Origin of the sequence: Streptomyces sp. NBC_00523 (assembly GCF_036346615.1) — a bacterium.
Taxonomy (GTDB): Bacteria; Actinomycetota; Actinomycetes; order Streptomycetales; family Streptomycetaceae; genus Streptomyces.
In genome coordinates, this window is the sequence record NZ_CP107836.1 from 720,849 (window position 1) to 738,380 (window position 17,532).

Sequence of the window (17,532 nt, forward strand, 5' to 3'; positions counted from 1 at the left end):
CCCCGGTCAGCGGACCCGCCGGGCGCGCACCGCCAGGGCGCCCGCCCAGCCGAGCGCGCCGAGCGCGAGCAGGACCAGGATGCCCTCGGGCAGCGGTCCCATCCGGGTCGCCGGGGTCAGCGAGGAGCGCAGCGGCACCTCGTCCACCAGGGCGTCCGGGGTGAACATCTTCGTCTTCTCGGCCACCGTGCCGTCCGGGCGGATGATGGCGCTGACGCCGCTGGTGACGGGGACGACGACGGCCCGGCTGTGCTCGACGGCGCGCACCCGGGACATCGCCAGCTGCTGGTACGTCATCTCGCTGCGGCCGAAGGTGGCGTTGTTGCTGGGGACGGCGATCAGCTGGGCGCCGTGCTCGACCGTGTCGCGTACGGCGTCGTCGAACGCGGCCTCGTAGCAGGTGACCAGACCGGTGTAGGTGCCCCCGAGGTCGAAGACGCCGACCTTCTTGCCGGGGCCGAAGTCGCGCTGCACCCGGTCGACGTCCGAGCTGAAGATGCGGACGAAGGAGCGCATCGGCATGTACTCGCCGAACGGCTGGATGTGCCGCTTGTCGTACGTGGCGACGGGGCCCTTGTCCGGTTCCCACTGGATCAGGGTGTTGCGCAGGGGGCCGCTGTCGGGCTCGACGACCGCGCCGATGACGGTCGGCGCCCCGATGGCCTTCACGGCGTCATCGATGACGATCCGCGCGTCCGGGTTGCGGTACGGGTCGAGGTCGGAGGAGTTCTCCGGCCACAGGACGAGGTCCGGCTGCGGGACCTTGCCGGCCTTCACGTCCCGGGCCAGCTGCTCCGTGCGCTTCGCGTGGTTGTCCAGGACCGCGCGGCGCTGGGCGTTGAAGTCGAGGCCGAGGCGGGGCACGTTGCCCTGGATCGCGGCGACGGTCGCGGTGCCGTCCTCTGCGGAGTCGTCCACGAGCGGCAGCGAAGCGAAGGCCGCCGCCACGGGGACGAGGACGGTCGCCGCCGTCGCCACGGTGGCCGCGAGCCGCAGTTCGCCGGTGGTCCGGTAGCGGGCGAAGCGGCGCACCGCCTCGAACAGGCCGAAGCCGCAGAGCACCACAGCGAAGGAGAGCAGCGGGGTGCCGCCGAGCGCGGCGAGCGGCAGGAAGACGCTGTCCGCCTGGCCGAAGGCGATCTTGCCCCAGGGGAAGCCGCCGAACGGCACCCGGGCGCGGACCGCCTCGTCCAGCGTCCAGACCGCGGCCGCCCACAGCGGTCCGCCGGGGAGCCGGGAGACGGCGGAGATGCCGATGCAGCCGACCGCGACGAACAGCGCCTCGGCGGCGGCGAGGGCCAGCCACGGCACCGGGCCGACCTCCTCGCCGGTCCAGTGCAGCAGGGGCAGCATGAAGCCGAGCCCGGCGAGCAGCCCGAGCCCGAACGCGGCGCGGGCCCGGCGCTCGTACAACACCCAGCCGAGCAGGGCGAAACCGGGCAGAACCAGCCACCACAGGGGCCGGGGCGGGAAGCTGAGGTACAGCATCACGCCGGAGAGGACGGCGGCCGCGGGCCGCGCGAGGCGCTGCGGCAGCCCGCCTGCGCGAGGGGCGGGGGCGGGGCTCTGCGGTTCGCCGACCTGGGCGATGGTGGTGCTCACCCGGCGGAGTCTACGGTGACGGCCGGGCCACGCGGGAGCCCCGTCCCGATGGCGGAATCCCGACCACCGCATCATTTCTCCGCATCTTCCGCCCGTATGACCGATGCGGCCGTTAACCTGTGCGCCAGTCCCCCGCCGACGGGCCGGCTCCGGCCCTCGCGTACGGGACGGTCACAGGCCGGGGGACGGACGTGATGGCTGAATCTGTGGGGCGGGGGCCCGAGCGGGGGAACGCCTCCGACGCCGCCGGTGCGCTGATCCTCGCCGCCTGCGCGGTCTGGGCGCTGATCAGCGCGGCGGGGCGGGAGACCCGGCCCGAAGGGGTGCTGCTCGCCCTGCTCGCCGTCGCGGCGGGCTTCGCCTGCGGGCGCATCTGCGGCACGCTGCTGCCGGTGGCGACCGCCGCGGGCGCCGCGCTGGCGGCCCTGCTCCTGGCCCTGGTCTGGCGGCACGGCATGCCCGGTGCGACGGCCACCGCGGACCACGCTCCGGGGCAGACCGGGGGCGCGGCCGCGCTGCTGGTCCTGGCCGCCGGGGCGGCGTGCTGCGCGGCGGCGGGGGCCGGGAGCCGGGGGGCCCGTACGGCGCTGCGGCTGCTGGCGCTGAGCACCGCCGGGGCCTCGTTCGCGCTGGGCTCGGTGGCCGGGTTCGCGGCGGCGCTCGCGGTGCTGGGGTGTTCGCTGGCCGCCGTCCGGACGCGGCGCCGGCTGCTCGGGCTCGGCGGCCTCGCGCTGGTGGCCGTGCTGGTCGTCGGCACCTCGTGGGCCCTGGCCGAGGAGGTGCTGCCCGAGGGGCTCACGGTCTCGCTGGAGGGGCAGCTCACCCGGAACCGGGTCGAGTTGTGGCAGGACGCCGCGCGGCTGGCGGAGGAGCATCCGGTGCTCGGGATCGGTCCCGGCCGGTTCGCCGAGCTGAGCCCGACCGCGCAGCAGAGCCTCGGTTCGGACGGGAAACCGCACTCGGCGCCGTGGCAGCAGGCCGCCGAGCAGGGGGTCGTGGGGGTGGTGCTGCTGGGCGCCGCGTTCGGCTGGCTGCTGTACGCGCTGTGGCGCTCGCCCCGGTCCACGGCGGTGGTCCTGGCGGCGGGGGCCACGCTCACGGCGCTGGCCGTGCTGGCGAGCGTGGGCAACGCGCTGAGCTTCACCCCGGTGACGGCGGGCGCGGGGCTGCTGGCCGGGCTCGCGTCGGCCAGGCGGCCGATCGGCGCGGGCGAGCCGTGCGGGCCGGATGGGGCGGACGGCGACGAGGACGGGGTCAGGCCCCGGCCGGGAAGCCCGAGGACGGCAGGTGCAGCCGGGCCCGGATGAACCGTACGCCCGCCTCGGCGTCGTCCACCGTGATGGTGAACGTGCGGCCGTCGCCGAGCCGCAGCACCAGGCCCTCGCCCCGGCGCACGACCACGGCCGTGCCCTTCTCGGGGCGCCAGCGGTAGCCCCAGCCGCCCCACTGCCGGGGGTTCACATGGGGCGCGAAGTCGGCGGCCACCACATGGGTGAGCAGGATGCGGCGGCGCGGAAGGCCCATGTGGCCGCAGCGGACCTCCAGCGCGTCGCCGTCGACACGGACGGCCACGTTCACGAAGGCGAGGGTCCCGAACAGCATGAGCAGTCCGGCCGCCACGCAGCCGATCACCGACATCAGCAGCGGGGCGATGCCGGAGGTCCAGTTCGAGCTGACGGCGAGCTGGATGCCCAGGGCCAGGCAGGCGGCACCCAGGGCCGCGAGGACCCACTGGGTGCGGTTGGTGGCCCGGCCGACCCAGACCTGCGAGTGGGTGCCGGTTCCGGTGCGCTTCGGTTCTCCGGGGTGCTCCCTCATGCCGAGCAGCGTACTGAAGAACGGGCGTCCGGGGAGGGCCGCGCAGGATGGGGCTCGGCCGTCGGGAGGTCAGCGGACGGAGCCGACGGCGGCCAGTCCGCGCCCTTCCGGGTAGGTCAGAGCCGCCGTCGGCAGCTCCGAGGCGCGTCCGCTGAGGATGACCGCGACGGACGAGGAGGGTTCGGCCGACGGAGCGGGTTCGGCACCGATCCGGCGCAGCGCCTGGGCGGCGACGGCCTCGGCGGACCCGTACAGATCGACGTGGCGCCGGGCGGGGCCGCCGACGGCCTCGCGGATGCGCTCGGCGACGAGTTCGTAGTGGGTGCAGCCGAGGACCACGGCCCGCACGTCGGGCGGGGTGAGCGCGGCGGCGGCGGCGATCGTCTTCTCGATGGCGTCCTCGTCCGCGTACTGCACGGCGTCGGCGAGGCCGGGGCAGGGCACCTCGGTGACGGCGGCGGACCCGGCGAACGCGCCGATCAGTCCGCGCTGGTAAGGGCTGCCGGTGGTGGCCGGGGTCGCCCAGATCGCGACGGAGCCGCCGCCCGCCGCGGCGGGCTTGATGGCGGGGACGGTGCCGATGACGGGCAGGCCCGGTTCGAGCTCGGCCCGCAGCAGTTCCAGCGCGTGCACGGAGGCGGTGTTGCAGGCGACGATCAGCGCGTCGGGCCGGTGCGCGGCGGCGGCGCGGGCCACCGTGAGCGCGTGGGCCTGCACGCCCTCGGGGGCGCGGCCCCAGGGCATGTTGTCCGGGTCGGACGAGAGGACCAGATCGGCGTCCGGCCTCAGCCGGCGTACTGCGGCGGCGGCGGCGAGCAGTCCGATTCCGGAGTCCATGAGCGCGATCTTCACCCGGTCACCATAGTCGACCGCCCTTGCGGTCCCCGCTCAGTGGTGCAGACTTCCGCCAATGAGCGCCGTTGCCTGGATCGCCGTGGGTTCGCTTGTCGCATGGGTGTGGCTGCTGCTGGGCCAGGGTTTCTTCTGGCGCACCGACCAGCGGCTGCCGAGCCGGGCGGCCCCGCAGCGCTGGCCCTCGGTCGCCGTCGTCGTCCCGGCGCGCGACGAGGCCGCGATGCTGCCGGTGAGCCTGCGGTCGCTGCTGGCGCAGGACTATCCGGGGGCCGCCGAGGTCTTCCTCGTGGACGACTGCAGCAAGGACGGCACGGGGGACGTCGCCCGCGCCCTGTCCGTGCGGTTCGGGGGCCTGCCGGTGACCGTGGTGTCGCCGGGCGAGCCGGAGCCCGGCTGGACGGGCAAGCTCTGGGCCGTACGCCACGGGATCGCGCTGGCCCGGGCCCGGGAGCCGGAGTATCTGCTGCTCACGGACGCCGACATCGCGCATGAGCCGGACAGCCTGCGGGAGCTGGTGGCGGCGGCGGAGTCGGGCGGCTTCGACCTGGTCTCGCAGATGGCGCGGCTGCGGGTGGCGAGCTTCTGGGAACGGCTCGTCGTACCGGCCTTCGTCTACTTCTTCTCGCAGCTCTATCCGTTCCGGTGGATCAACCGGAAGCGGGGGCGGACGGCCGCCGCGGCGGGGGGCTGTGTGCTGCTGCGGACGGAGGCGGCGGTACGGGCGGGGGTGCCGGACTCGATCCGGCAGGCGGTGATCGACGACGTGTCGCTGGCCCGGGCGGTGCGGCGCTCGGGGGGCCGGATCTGGCTGGGGCTCGCGGACCGGGTGGACAGTGTGCGCCCGTATCCGTGCCTGGCCGATCTGTGGCGGATGGTCTCGCGGAGCGCGTACGCCCAGCTGCGGCACAATCCGCTGGTGCTGCTCGGCACGGTCCTCGGCCTTGCGCTGGTCTACCTCGCGCCGCCGGTGACGCTGGTCGCCGGGGTGCTCGGCGGGAGCGCGGTCGCGGCGTGGGCCGGGGGCGTCGCGTGGGCCGTCATGGCGGGGACGTACATGCCGATGCTGGGCTACTACCGGCAGTCGCTGTGGCTCGCCCCGCTGCTGCCGTTCACCGCGCTGCTCTATCTGCTGATGACCGTCGATTCGGCGGTGCAGCACTACCGCGGGCGCGGTGCGGCCTGGAAGGGGCGTACGTACGCCCGTCCCGAGGCCGCACCGGATCAGTGACTCAGCCGCACCCGGGCCGGGTCACTTGCGGCCCGGGGTCCAGTTCATGCCCCAGCCGTAGGCGTGGTCGATGGTGCGCTGGGGGCTGACCCCGCGCTGCGGCACCAGGTAGCGGGCCTCGCGCTGCACGGTGAGGTCGTTCCCCGTGTTGGTGATGAGCGCGAGCGCGCAGACGGTCGAGGGGACCGTGCACTCGTCCAGCGAGAAGTCGATCGGCGCGCCGTGCTGCGGCTGGAGGGTGACGGTGGCGTGCAGGTCGGCGAAGCTGCGGGCGCCCTCGTAGATGGTGACGAAGATCAGGACCCGGCGGAGCTGCGCCTTGTGGTCGAGATTGATCGTCAGGTTCTCGCCGGTGGAGACGGCACCGGTGCGGTCGTCGCCGTCGAGGTGGATGAACGGCGGCTGGTTCAGCGCGCCGAAGGCGTTCCCCAGGGCCTGGACGACTCCCTTGCGGCCGTCGGTCAGCTCGTACAGGGCGCAGAGATCGAGGTCGAGGTCCGAGTGGTTGGCCACGGCGCGGCCGAGCTTGCTGCCCCAGCCCTTGAACTGCTTGCGCACCTCCCAGTTGAGGTTGACGCGCATGGCGCCGGACGTGCCGCCCTGCTTGGTGAGGGAGACGGACGGCGCCTCCTTGGTGAGCGTCACCTTGCTCAGCCGGACGGGCTGGGTGACGGGCGGTGCCGGAGGGGCCGGGGGGACCGGCGGAGCCATCGGGGACGCCAGGGGCGCCGCGAGCGTCGGCTGCTGCGGCTGCGGGTACTGCGGAGGCGGCGGGGTGGCGGTGACCCGGGGGGCCGCGTGGGGCTGGGGGGCGGGGGCGGCCGGCTGCGGCTGCTGGGGTTCGTCCACGGAGATCCCGAAGTCCGTGGCGAGCCCTTCGAGCCCGGAGCCGTAGCCCTGGCCGACCGCCCGGAACTTCCAGGCGCCCTGGCGCCGGTAGAGCTCACCGAGGATGAAGGCCGTCTCCACGGTGGCGTCCGAGCTGTCGAAGCGGGCCAGTTCGGCACCGTTCGCCGCGTCAAGGACGCGTACGTGCAGTCCGCTCACCCGGCCGAAGGTGCCGCCGTCCGCCGAGGCGGCCAGCACCACGCGGTCGATGGCCGGCTCCACCCGTGCCAGGTCGACCGCGAGGGTGTCGGTCGCCGCGCCGCCGGCGTTGCGCTTGCCCTCGTGGCGCACGGCGCCGGAGGAGTGGGCCGGCTGGTTGTAGAAGACGAAGTCGCCGTCGTTGCGCACCTTGCCCGAGCCGAGGAGAAGAAGCGCGGAGGCGTCCACATCGGGTGTCCCCGGGGCGGTGCGCCACCCCATTTCGACACGCACGGCCTGGGCCGCCACTGGGACATTGGTTCCCTTTTGCATGGTCATGCTCGCCCCCATCACGAGTCCGCTTCCGAGACCTTTCCGGGTCAACCTAATGCCAGGCCCGCCGCGGGACCCACCGAGGGCGCCCGGACCCGTGGACGCGGCGCCCGCCGCCTCTTCGCCGGATCAGGCGGCGTCGGTGTCCTCCGGCCGCGTGCCCTCCTCGCCGTTGTGGATGACGCCGTACGCGTCCAGGCGGGGGTGGAGGGCCATCGGCTCCACCATGGTGACGTCGGACGGCCGTTGGCTCTCCGGGCCGTCGGGCCCCCAGCGCACCAGGCGCCGCGAGCGGGCGATCCGGCAGACGGTGTCACCGACCTCGACCTCGTTGAGCCGCCCCGCGCGCAGCCGGTCGGCCGCGTCGGCCAGGACCTTCATCTCGGCGAGGTCGGGGTGAGTGCCCTCGGCGACGACGCTGCGCGCGTCCACGTCCGGCCCGGCGGTGACCTCGATGACGCCCGCCTGCCGGGGCCGGAACCAGGTCAGTGAGAAGTCGAGGGCGCGCCGGGCGTCCTGCGGGGTGGCGTGCAGGCCGCCGCCGATGCCCCACCGCTCGTCGCCGGTCCGTTCCACGACGACGAAGGAGGTCGGCAGGAGCAGGACGTCGGGGTGGGTGTGCACGGCGCGCGCGGAGTCGCGCAGGACGTTGCCGGGGTACCGGCTCCCCTTGTACGCGAAGGAGCGCATCGTGAGCATCTCCGCCGCCTGGAGGGGCGTGACGGGCGCGTCCGGGTCCAGGACCAGTCCGTCGTCGACCGCGGCGGTCTCCGAGGTGCGGGTCCACTCGGGCAGGACCGGCTCGGGGTCGGTGGGGCGCGGCAGCTCGACGCCCCCGTCGGGGGCCAGGCCCGCGTACTCCTCGGCGCGCACCACGCGGTAGCGCGTGCCGAGGACGGTGACCTCGGACGGCTTTCCGGTCTCCAGCCGGGCGACCGCGCCGAGCAGGGCCCGCCGCTCCGCCTCGGTCTCCGTCTCGTCCTTGGCCCGGAACCACAGCTTGGACTGCAGTTCGTCCCTGGCCTGCTGGGGGCAGCCGTTCGTGATCGCGCCGATCACCCGCCACCGCTGTCCGTCGGCCTCGGACTGCGCGGCCAGCCCGAACAGCGGTCCGCGGACGGCCAGTTTGTTGCGCGAGGCCGCGTCGAAGGCGTCGGCCTCGATCGCGGCCTCGACGGGCTCCACCGGAATCCTCACCAGCACCGGCCGGGCAGCGGGGGGCACACCGTGTTCCTTCATGGCGTCATCCTGGCGTCAACGGACGGCGCTGTACGCGGCTTTCGCCGGATCATCCACCGTAAGTGCCGTCTCCATCAGAAGTGTTGCCGCCATCGGCCAACAGCCGGTAAGGCCCGGGCCGGGCCCCGGCCCTCTCCGCATCCCATTGCCGCCCGGTGGGGGCGCTCACCGGAATTGCGCTCTGGAAATCGGCGAGGCACCCGAAGCGCGCAAGATCGGCAGTGAATCGAGGGGCGATTCCCCCGGAGTACGGGCCCGGGATGACAACGATGTTTCAGCAGGTCAGGCAGGTAGGACGAAGGTAAATCCGATGACCACAAAATTGGGACTCCCCAATCTGCACATCGTGGGCTTAACTTAGGTGTCATGACCTCCCCCCGCTCCACCTACGGCGGCGGCTACTACGCCGCGCCGTCGTTTGCCGACACCCCGATCTACGACTCCCTCGTCGCGGAGCGGGGCACCCCTCAGATCGCACCGATCCGAGTGCCCGCCGCCTACGACACCGGCAACAGCTACCTGCCGGCGCTCCCGTCGGCCCTGCCGGCGCTTCCCGCGGCCCCCTCCCAGCCCCAGCAGTCCTACGGCTACCCCCAGCCGGCGGCGCAGCAGGGCTACACACCGATGCAGCCCGCGCAGCTCCAGCACGCGCCGGCGCCGTACATCCCACAGCAGCCCGCCGGCGGCCGCGGCATGTACCAGGCGCCCCCGCCGCAGCAGCAGCGCCCGGCGCCCGCTTCGGGCTACGAGTCGATGCGCCCCGCCGCGTCCCGGCCCGTCCCGGCGCAGTCCCCCTACGAGGACCCGTACGGCCGGCCCTACCAGGGCGGCCGGGGCTACTAGACCCTTCGGATCAGGCGGCGCACGGCCCGGGGCGGGGTGCCCGGCAACACGGGTCCGTGCGCCGTTCCGCGTTCCGCGTGACCGGTCCGGGGGTGCCGGGAACTCACGGGGGCGGGCCGCGCGTTGAGCACGGTGGGCCGCCCGTACCGCGCGGCTCCGGCGCTCGGGCGGCACCGTACCGGGCGGGCACGGGTGCGGAAGGGGGTGCGGGGACTGTGCGAGCGATGGCGGGCGTCTGGCGTTGGCGGCGCAATCCGCTGCGCCGGGCGACGGACCGCTGCGAGGCGTGGCTGGCCCTGGCCGCGTTCCTGATGCTGATGCTGGCGGTCCCGGCGGTGGGCTGGCTCTGCGGGGCCCGGACGGACGCGGCGCTCCAGGCGGCGGTGCGCGCCCAGCGGGCGGACCGTCACCTCACCGCGGCCGTCGTGGTGCGGCGGGTGGCCGGCGCCCGTTATGCCTCCGATCCCGAGATATCCGGCGGCTCCATGAGGCGGACCGAGGTGGTGGCCCGGTGGCACACCCCGGACGGCGCGGCCCGCACGGCGAGGGTGACGACGGCCTCGCGCAACGCGTCGCCGGGGGCCCGGGTCCGGATCTGGACCGACGGCCGAGGCGCCCCGGCGCTCCGGCCGATGGACCTGCCGACGGCGCACACGCATGCCGCGCTCGCCGGCTTCGGCGCCGCGATGCTGTCCGCCCTGCTGATCGAGTGCGTCCGGCGCCTCATCCTCCGCCGCATGACCTGGCGGCGGTACCAACGGCTCGACCGGGCCTGGGCGGCGGTCGGCCCGGACTGGGGCAGGACGGGCACCGGCAGCAGCTGAGGCGTGTCCGGGCAGCCGCCGGGACCTGCGCATCGGGTCAACTCCCGGCGTCCGCGCGCGCTACGGTGGACCGGCCCGCCCGTCGCTCTCCGGCAGGCGGACCCCGGCTGGTCGCTGCCGCGAGGCCGGTGACACGGGCACCACACACGCACGAGGCGGGGGCACGACAGCGCCATGGCACAGGGCACGGTCCAGGTGACGCACACCGGCACATCGCGGTGGCGGCGCCGCACGGGCGAATACGCCTCCCTCACCGCGGCGCTCGAAGCGGCGGCGGACGGTGATGTGCTCACCGTCGCGCCCGGCACCTACCGGGAGAACCTGGTCATCGCCCGCGCGGTCACGCTGCGCGGCCCCGAGGGGTCCGTCGGCTCCGTGCGCATCGCCCCGGCCGACGGGGTGCCGCTGACGCTGCGCGCCTCCGCCGTCGTCCAGGACCTCCATGTGGAGGGGCAGGACTCGGCGGCCCCGGCGGTGCTGGTCGAGGACGGCGCGCCGGAGATAGCGGACGTACGGATCGTGACCCGCTCGGCGGCCGGTGTCGAGGTGCGCGGCGCGGCCCGGCCCACCGTGCGCCGGTGCACCGTCGACAATCCGGCCGGCGTCGGCATCGCCGTGCTCGACGGCGCGGGCGGGGTGTTCGAGGAGTGCGAGATCGTCTCGGCCGGGCAGTCCGGGGTCGCCGTGCGCGACGGCGGACACCCCCGCCTCGACCGCTGCCGGGTCCACCACGCCTCGGGCGCGGGCCTGTCCGTCACCGGCGAGGGCAGCGGCCTGGAGGCGCTGGGCTGCGAGGTGTACGAGATCAAGGGCAGCGGGATCCAGGTGACCGCCCGCGGCTCCGCCCATCTCACCGACTGCACGGTGCACCGCACCTCGGCGGACGGCGTCACACTGGACACCGACGCGGTGCTCACGCTCGCCGACTGCGACATCCACGACATCCCGGAGAACGCGGTGGACCTGCGTTCGCGGGCGGTGCTGACGCTGACCCGCTCGACGGTGCGCCGCTTCGGCCGCAACGGGCTCTCGGTGTGGGACCCGGGCACCCGGGTGGACGCCAACCAGTGCGAGATCCACGACAGTACGGGCGACTACCCGGCGGTCTGGGTCAGCGACGGGGCCACGGTGATACTGGATTCCTGCCGGGTCCACGACGTGCCGGACGCCCTGTTCGTCCTGGACCGGGGCTCGCGGGCCGATGTCGTGGACAGCGATCTCTCCCAGGTCCGCAACACCGCGGTCTCGGTCAGCGACGGGGCGACCGCGCAGCTGGACGACTGCCGCATCCGGGAGGCGTCGACCGGCGCCTGGTTCCGGGACCACGGCAGCGGGGGCACGCTGAACAACTGCACCGTCGACGCCGTGCAGACGGGCGTGATCGTCACCAAGGGCGCCGACCCGGTGATCGAGCGGTGCACGGTGACCTCCCCCGCCGAGGCCGGGTTCTACGTGTCCGCCGAGGGCCGGGGGACGTTCAACGGCTGCCGGGTCACGGGCAGCGAAGGCTACGGCTTCCATGTGATGGAGGGCTGCCGGACGACGCTCACCCGGTGCCGCACGGAGCGGTGCGCGCGCGGTGGTTACGAGTTCCCGGAGGGCACCGGATCCGGGAACGGCGCGGGAAGCGGGCCGGTCGTGGAGGACTGCACGAGCGACGAGAGCGGGCTGCGCACCGCCACTCCCCCGCCGGCCCCGGTCCTGACGGCCACCCAGGCCTCGCCCGGGCTGCTCGGCGCGGTCCCCGCCCCGCGCCCCGTGGAAGCGGAGCCGCCCGCCGAGCCCGCGCGCACCTCCGGGGAGGTCCTGGGCGAGCTCGACGCGCTGGTCGGCCTGGACAGCGTCAAGCGGGAGGTGCGGGCGCTCACGGACATGATCGAGGTGGGGCGCAGGCGCCGGGAGGCGGGCCTCAAGGCCGCGTCGGTCCGCCGCCATCTCGTCTTCACCGGTTCCCCGGGCACCGGAAAGACCACGGTGGCCCGGCTGTACGGGGAGATCCTGGCCGCGCTCGGCGTGCTGGAGCGGGGCCATCTGGTCGAGGTGTCCCGGGTCGACCTGGTCGGTGAGCACATCGGCTCGACCGCGATCCGTACGCAGGAGGCGTTCGACCGGGCGCGCGGCGGGGTGCTGTTCGTGGACGAGGCGTACGCGCTGTCGCCCGAGGACTCCGGCCGGGACTTCGGCCGGGAGGCGATCGACACGCTGGTGAAGCTGATGGAGGACCACCGGGACGCGGTGGTGGTCATCGTCGCCGGGTACACCCAGGAGATGGAGCGGTTCCTGACCGTCAACCCCGGGGTCGCGTCCCGCTTCTCGCGGACCATCACCTTCAGCGACTACGAACCGGCCGAGCTGCTGCGGATCGTGGAGCAGCAGTCGCAGGAGCACGAGTACAGCCTGGCGTCGGGCACCGGCGAGGCGCTGGTGAAGTACTTCACGGAGCTGCCCAAGGGGCCCGCCTTCGGCAATGGGCGCACCGCTCGCCAGACCTTCGAGTCGATGGTCGAGCGGCACGCCGGCCGGGTCGCCCAGCTCGCCGATCCGAGCACGGACGACCTCACCCTGCTGTATCCGGAGGACCTCCCGGAACTGCCCTGACGTCCTCGCCGACGGGCTCCGCCTGCTGGGGCAGGACGGGGTCGAGCCGTTCCAGGAGGGCGGCCCGCTCCTCGGCGAAGACGGGGTCGGCCTGGTAGTCGGAGTGGCCGAGCACCGGCTCGGGCAGCGGGTGTTCGGGTGTCCGCCCGTAGACCAGCGGGTCCCTGAGCGGGCCCCGGTCGACCTCCGGGCCGGATTCCTCACCGAGCCGGATCTCGCCGCCGATGGGGTCGGTGGCCCGCCACAGATTGCGCCAGCAGTGCACGGAGCGGTGCAGCCCGTGGAGCTGCCCGGCCCCGAAGTAGGCCGGGAACCAGCGGCCGTAGAGCCGTTCGATCGGCGATCCGTACGTGAGCAGGGCGACCCGGGAGCGGGTGCGGGCGGGCAGCTGCCAGACCGCGGAGGCCGCGAGGACGCTGCCCTGGGAGTGGCCGGAGATGACGAGCCGGCCCCGGGTGCGGCCGGTCCAGCCGGACATGCGGGAGGCCAGGTCGGGCACGGCGCGCTCCGCGTAGCAGGGCGGGGCGAAGGGGTGGGCGGCGCGCGGCCAGAACGTACCGACGTCCCAGAGGATGCCGATCGTGCGCCGGGCGGACGCGTCCCGGTAGGCCCGCCTGCCGCAGGCGACGAAGACGAGGAAGCCGAAGCCGATCAGCCAGGAGCCGGTGGACTGCGCCGCCTCGGCCACCGATTCGAGGAACGGGCCGCTGCCGTCCAGCGCGAGTCCGGGGACCTCGCCGGTGGCCCAGGACCCGGCGACCGCCCCGGCGCCCAGGAACAGGGTGGCGCCGGAGACGATCCCCACCACGCGGGGCGCCGCGTCGGTGAGCGCGGCCGTGGCCCGGATGCGGGCGATCCGCTTGGTCCGCGAGGGATCCGGGAAGCGTTCGCCGTACTCCGCGTCGACCACGGGTTCCAGCCGCCGGGCCGCCAGCCAGGTCCGCAGGCCGAGCACGGCGCCCGGCACCAGGAGCAGCGCGAGGAGGACGGGGATGACCGACGCCTGCCAGCTGAGCAGCACCGGCGGTCCCTCTATCAGCGCGCTGCGCCCCATGCCCGGGCTGCCGGGTCCGTCGAGCCAGTCGGCGACGCGCTGGGCGACGCCGCCGGTCATCACGCCGCCGAGCGCGCACGCGAGCATCGCGACGGCCGGTCCGCCGAGGCCGCGCAGGACGGTGCGCGGCTCCGGGCACCGCCGGTACAGGTAGCGGGAGATCGCCGCGAGGAGCACCACCAGGACGCCCTCGGTGACGCTGACCGCCCGGAACAGCGTGGTGTCGCCGGGGAGTCTCCCGGAGGAGGTCCAGCCGGGGCGCGACCAGGCGGCGTGGACGGCGGCGAGGACGAGGAGGGCCAGCGCGGCACCGGGCAGCCAGGTGATGACGGCCCGGTCGAGCCGGTTGTCGAGGCGCCGTTCGCTGCGGCCCCGGCGGCAGACCACCCAGAGCACGACGACGAGCCCGAGGGCGAGGGCCCCCTCGATGAGCCGGCCCAGGAGCGGGGCGACCGGTCCGGTGACGGCGCGGTCGTGGCGGGCGGCGGCCTCCGAGACGGCCGCGGCGACGGTGAGGAAACCGGCCGCGGTGTGGGCCGCGCGCAGCCGGGCGACGAGGCGGCGCCCGTACCAGAATCCGGGCCGTCCGAGTGCGGGACGGACGGGTTCGGGGGCCGGTGCGGGGCCGTCGTCGTCCGGGTCCGCCTCGGTCAGCGGGCGCTGGGACTCGTAGGCGCTCCAGGTGCGGTTGGACAGGAACCAGAGCAGCCCGACGAGCGCGGCCGGGACCAGCGCGGCCAGGGCGAGGCGGCGGCCGGGCTGGGACCACCAGCCGCCCTGCTCGGCGGAGAGGAAGCCGAGCCAGGAGCGCTTCTCGGAGCAGGCGGCGACGCCCGCGCACTGCCAGGCGGTGAGGTCGAGGGCGACCTCGCAGGCGGCGGCGGTCAGCAGCACGGTGAGGCTGAGCGCGATGAGCCGCACGAGGACTCCGTACAGCCGGATCGCGCGGGGGCGGCGCCGGGCGGTGGGGCGCATCCAGTGGGCGAGGTTGATCACCATGAACGGGAGGAGCACCAGCCACAGCGCGCGGGAGCCGTTGCCGGACGTGAGGTTGGACCAGCAGTACGCCTCGGCGATGGGCTTGTCGCGGTACCGCTCGGGGTGCTGTTCGGCGTCGACGTCGGCGGAGCGCCGGTAGATGGCCGCGGTGGTGTCGCCGGTGACCCGGACCGTGCGCGGGTCGGTCAGCATGTCCTGGGGGGTGGTCCCGCCCACCCCGTGGACCAGTAATTCCAGCGCGGGGCCGGGGCTGCGCGGGGCAGGGGTGGGAGGGGGCACGTGCGTCTCGCTCTCGCAGGGGGAAGGCGGCTGATGGCCGGTCACCGTTACTGACGAATGTCCCCCGGGCAGGGGTCCGCGACACCGGGCGTGGCAGGATGACTCCGTCGATACGGACTCCTGTACGGCCAGAGGGAAGGGCGAGGCCCGGCGTTGAGCGAGAATCAGAACCTGCTCGCGGAGCAGCGGCGCGCGCTGATCCTTGACGAGGTGCGCCGGCGCGGCGGGGTACGGGTCAACGAGCTGACCCGGAAGCTGAACGTCTCGGACATGACCGTCCGCCGGGATCTGGACGCGCTGGCCCGGCAGGGCGTGATCGAGAAGGTGCACGGCGGTGCCGTGCCGGTGGTCGAGGCGAGCACGCACGAGCCCGGTTTCGAGGCGAAGTCGACGCTGGAGCTGACCGCCAAGGAGGACATCGCCCGGGCCGCCGCCGCGATGGCGGTGCCCGGCAGTGCGATCGCCCTGTCCGGAGGCACCACGACGTATGCGCTGGCCCAGCATCTGCTGGACGTGCCGGACCTGACGGTCGTGACGAATTCGGTGCGGGTCGCGGACGTGTTCCACGCGGCGCAGCGGCCCGGTACTCCGGGCGGCCGGCCGGGTGCGGCGACGGTCGTTCTCACCGGCGGGGTGCGTACGCCCTCCGACTCGCTGGTCGGCCCGGTCGCGGACCGGGCCATCGCGGCGCTCCACTTCGACGTGCTGTTCCTCGGGGTCCACGGGATCTCGGTGGAGGCGGGGCTGTCCACGCCGAATCTGGCGGAGGCGGAGACGAACCGCCGGTTCGTGCAGTCGGCGCGCCGGGTGGTGGTGGTCGCCGACCACACCAAGTGGGGCACGGTCGGTCTCAGCTCGTTCGCCTCGCTGGACGAGGTGAGCACGTTCGTCACGGACGCGGGGCTGCCGGCGGCTGCCCGGGCGGAGATCGAGGAGTATCTGCCGGGGCTGCTGGTGGCGGGCGACGCCGGGCCCGCCGAGGGCTGAGCATTCCGCTCCGCTCGCGGCAGGGCGTTCACGCCCTAGGATCTCGGTGTGGCCGTGTTCCGGATCGAGCGTTTCACCTCCTTGCCCGCAGCCGAGTCCTGGCGCCGGGTGACGGACTGGGAGCGGCATGCCGCGCAGGTGCCGCTGACCGTGATCACGGTGCCGACGGGGCTGCCGACCCGGGTCGGGACGGTGTTCGTGGCGCGCACCGGGGTGGGTCCGCTGGCGTTCGACGATCCGATGGAAGTGGTCCGCTGGTCGCCGCCGGCCGGGAGCCGGGCGGGGATGTGCCGGCTGGAGAAGCGCGGCCGGGTGGTTCTGGGCCGTGCGTCGATCGACGTGTATCCGAACCGGTCCGGCTCGCACGTGGTGTGGGTGGAGGAGCTGAGCGTACGGCTGCTGCCGCGCTGGGCGGACCCGGTGCTGGCCGGTGCCGGGAAGCGGGTGTTCGGCCGGGTGCTCGACGCCATGCTGGACCGCCCGGCGGGCCGGTACGGCTGAGGTCTCACGCCTCCGGCCAGTCGCCGGTGGCCAGGAACCGGTCGATGGTCCGGGTGTACGGGGTGATGTCGAGGCCCTGCGCGGTCAGCCAGGAGTCGGAGTAGTACTTGTCGAGGTAGCGGTCGCCGGGGTCGCAGATCAGGGTGACGACGCTGCCCCGCTCGCCCCGGGCGACCATCTCGGCGATCAGCTTGAAGGCGCTCCACAGCCCGGTGCCGGTGGAGCCGCCCGCCTTGCGCCCGATGGTCCGTTCCAGGGCGCGCACGGCGGCGACGCTCGCCGCGTCGGGGACCTTCATCATCCGGTCGATGGCGCCGGGGACGAAGCTGGGCTCCATCCGGGGCCGGCCGATGCCCTCGATGCGGGAGCCGCAGTCGCTGGTGGCGTGCGGGTCGTGGTGGGTCCAGCCGTCGAAGAAACAGGAGTTCTCCGGGTCGGGCACGCAGATCCGGGTGTCGTGCTGCATGTAGTGCACATAGCGCGCGATGGTCGCGGAGGTGCCGCCGGTGCCGGCGGTGGCGACGATCCAGGTGGGCTCGGGATAGCGTTCGAGCCGCAGCTGCTGGTAGACGGACTCGGCGATGTTGTTGTTGCCCCGCCAGTCGGTGGCCCGCTCGGCGTAGGTGAACTGGTCCATGTAGTGGCCGCCGGTCTCCGCGGCGAGCCGGGCCGATTCCTCGTACATCCGGCGCGAGTCGTCCACGAAGTGGCAGCGCCCGCCGTGGAATTCGATGAGCCGGCACTTCTCCGGGCTGGTGGTGCGGGGCATGACCGCGATGAACGGCACGCCGATCAGTTTGGCGAAGTACGCCTCCGAGACGGCGGTCGAGCCGCTGGACGCCTCGATGACCGGTTTGCCCGGCCTGATCCAGCCGTTGCAGAGCCCGTAGAGGAAGAGCGAACGCGCGAGCCGGTGCTTCAGGCTGCCGGTGGGGTGGGTCGACTCGTCCTTGAGGTAGAGGTCGATGCCCCAGCTCTCCGGCAGCGGGAAGAGCAGCAGATGGGTGTCGGCGGAGCGGTTGGCGTCGGCCTGGACCTTGCGGACGGCCTCCTTGAGCCAGGCGCGGTAGGCCGGGTCGGAGCGGTCGACGTCGACGGTCGGCGCGGCTGCGCCGCCGTGCCCGTGCTCGGTGGTGTCCATCTGCGCGCTTCTCCTCGTACGACCGGTCTCGGCGGGGCCCACGATATGCCCCCCACCTGCACAAACGTTGACTTTGATGGTCCATAGCAGTGCCTTGGTGTCGCGGCCGGACCGCTGTGCCCCCGCTCGGCCCGAATGCGCCGTTTACGTACCGTCCCGCTCTGGTGCACACGCCCCGGGATGGGCACACTTCGTCTCAGAGGCA

At 74.1% G+C, this 17,532-nt stretch carries 13 protein-coding genes and 1 pseudogene; 7 read left to right on the plus strand and 7 right to left on the minus strand.

The window, feature by feature from the left end:
- Positions 1 to 6: 6 nt before the first annotated feature.
- Positions 7 to 1,602: an apolipoprotein N-acyltransferase gene (gene lnt / locus OHS17_RS03370; protein WP_330310986.1), complete on the minus strand. Its 1,596-nt coding sequence runs from the start codon at positions 1,600 to 1,602 to the stop codon at positions 7 to 9.
- Positions 1,603 to 1,796: 194 nt separating this feature from the next.
- Here lnt and OHS17_RS03375 point away from each other — a divergent pair, with 194 nt between their 5' ends.
- Positions 1,797 to 2,909 carry an O-antigen ligase family protein gene (locus tag OHS17_RS03375; RefSeq protein ID WP_330310987.1) on the plus strand — a complete coding sequence of 371 codons (1,113 nt, stop codon included), beginning with the start codon at positions 1,797 to 1,799 and terminating at the stop codon, positions 2,907 to 2,909.
- Here OHS17_RS03375 and OHS17_RS03380 read toward each other — a convergent pair.
- Positions 2,857 to 3,420, minus strand: a complete 564-nt coding sequence (locus OHS17_RS03380; RefSeq protein ID WP_018102770.1) for a hypothetical protein — start codon at positions 3,418 to 3,420, stop codon at positions 2,857 to 2,859. The two genes, OHS17_RS03375 and OHS17_RS03380, sit on opposite strands and share 53 nt — an antisense overlap.
- Before the next feature lie 69 nt (positions 3,421 to 3,489).
- Positions 3,490 to 4,272 (minus strand): glutamate racemase, encoded by a 783-nt coding sequence (locus OHS17_RS03385; RefSeq protein WP_330310988.1) that lies wholly within the window; start codon positions 4,270 to 4,272, stop codon positions 3,490 to 3,492.
- A gap of 58 nt (positions 4,273 to 4,330) precedes the next feature.
- On the opposite strand from OHS17_RS03385, the gene OHS17_RS03390 reads away from it, so the two are divergent.
- Complete coding sequence (locus OHS17_RS03390; RefSeq protein ID WP_330310989.1) at positions 4,331 to 5,503, plus strand: glycosyltransferase; 1,173 nt, start codon at positions 4,331 to 4,333, stop codon at positions 5,501 to 5,503.
- A 21-nt stretch (positions 5,504 to 5,524) separates the two neighbouring features.
- Here the strand turns inward: OHS17_RS03390 and OHS17_RS03395 are convergent, their stop codons facing one another.
- Entirely contained in the window at positions 5,525 to 6,880 is a 1,356-nt protein-coding gene (locus OHS17_RS03395) for a TerD family protein (protein ID WP_330310990.1), read from the minus strand.
- Between the two features lie 111 nt (positions 6,881 to 6,991).
- Positions 6,992 to 8,101: a DUF5954 family protein gene (locus OHS17_RS03400; protein ID WP_330310991.1), complete on the minus strand. Its 1,110-nt coding sequence runs from the start codon at positions 8,099 to 8,101 to the stop codon at positions 6,992 to 6,994.
- Positions 8,102 to 8,467: 366 nt separating this feature from the next.
- Between OHS17_RS03400 and OHS17_RS03405 the strand changes: the two genes are divergently transcribed.
- From OHS17_RS03405 to OHS17_RS03415, 3 genes are all read left to right on the plus strand, one after another.
- A complete protein-coding gene (locus tag OHS17_RS03405) occupies positions 8,468 to 8,944 on the plus strand; it encodes a DUF6643 family protein (RefSeq protein WP_330310992.1) in 477 nt (158 codons plus the stop codon).
- 224 nt (positions 8,945 to 9,168) lie between these two features.
- The gene (locus tag OHS17_RS03410; protein WP_073865593.1) at positions 9,169 to 9,768 is read left to right on the plus strand and encodes an Rv1733c family protein; all 600 of its coding nucleotides are present in this window, start codon (positions 9,169 to 9,171) and stop codon (positions 9,766 to 9,768) included.
- A 174-nt stretch (positions 9,769 to 9,942) separates the two neighbouring features.
- The gene (locus tag OHS17_RS03415) at positions 9,943 to 12,366 is read left to right on the plus strand and encodes a right-handed parallel beta-helix repeat-containing protein (protein WP_330310993.1); all 2,424 of its coding nucleotides are present in this window, start codon (positions 9,943 to 9,945) and stop codon (positions 12,364 to 12,366) included.
- On the opposite strand, the pseudogene OHS17_RS03420 reads toward OHS17_RS03415, so the two are convergent.
- Positions 12,339 to 14,611, minus strand: a pseudogene (locus tag OHS17_RS03420) (hypothetical protein); the annotation flags it as partial. The gene OHS17_RS03415 and the pseudogene OHS17_RS03420 sit on opposite strands and share 28 nt — an antisense overlap.
- 240 nt (positions 14,612 to 14,851) lie before the next feature.
- Between OHS17_RS03420 and OHS17_RS03425 the strand changes: the two are divergent.
- A complete protein-coding gene (locus tag OHS17_RS03425; RefSeq protein WP_330310994.1) occupies positions 14,852 to 15,685 on the plus strand; it encodes a DeoR/GlpR family DNA-binding transcription regulator in 834 nt (277 codons plus the stop codon).
- 48 nt (positions 15,686 to 15,733) lie between these two features.
- Complete coding sequence (locus OHS17_RS03430) at positions 15,734 to 16,186, plus strand: SRPBCC family protein (protein WP_330310995.1); 453 nt, start codon at positions 15,734 to 15,736, stop codon at positions 16,184 to 16,186.
- A gap of 4 nt (positions 16,187 to 16,190) precedes the next feature.
- Here OHS17_RS03430 and OHS17_RS03435 read toward each other — a convergent pair whose 3' ends face one another.
- Positions 16,191 to 17,327 carry a PLP-dependent cysteine synthase family protein gene (locus tag OHS17_RS03435; protein WP_330310996.1) on the minus strand — a complete coding sequence of 379 codons (1,137 nt, stop codon included), beginning with the start codon at positions 17,325 to 17,327 and terminating at the stop codon, positions 16,191 to 16,193.
- Positions 17,328 to 17,532 lie beyond the last annotated feature (205 nt).

Coding starts and splice junctions, on each gene's coding strand:
- OHS17_RS03400 (WP_330310991.1), bottom strand. CDS start 8,101: ATGAAGGAACACGGTGTGCCCCCCGCTGCCCGGCCGGTGCTGGTGAGG.
- OHS17_RS03390 (WP_330310989.1), top strand. CDS start 4,331: ATGAGCGCCGTTGCCTGGATCGCCGTGGGTTCGCTTGTCGCATGGGTG.
- OHS17_RS03410 (WP_073865593.1), top strand. CDS start 9,169: ATGGCGGGCGTCTGGCGTTGGCGGCGCAATCCGCTGCGCCGGGCGACG.
- OHS17_RS03380 (WP_018102770.1), bottom strand. CDS start 3,420: ATGAGGGAGCACCCCGGAGAACCGAAGCGCACCGGAACCGGCACCCAC.
- OHS17_RS03435 (WP_330310996.1), bottom strand. CDS start 17,327: ATGGACACCACCGAGCACGGGCACGGCGGCGCAGCCGCGCCGACCGTC.
- OHS17_RS03395 (WP_330310990.1), bottom strand. CDS start 6,880: ATGGGGGCGAGCATGACCATGCAAAAGGGAACCAATGTCCCAGTGGCG.
- OHS17_RS03415 (WP_330310993.1), top strand. CDS start 9,943: ATGGCACAGGGCACGGTCCAGGTGACGCACACCGGCACATCGCGGTGG.
- OHS17_RS03405 (WP_330310992.1), top strand. CDS start 8,468: ATGACCTCCCCCCGCTCCACCTACGGCGGCGGCTACTACGCCGCGCCG.
- OHS17_RS03375 (WP_330310987.1), top strand. CDS start 1,797: ATGGCTGAATCTGTGGGGCGGGGGCCCGAGCGGGGGAACGCCTCCGAC.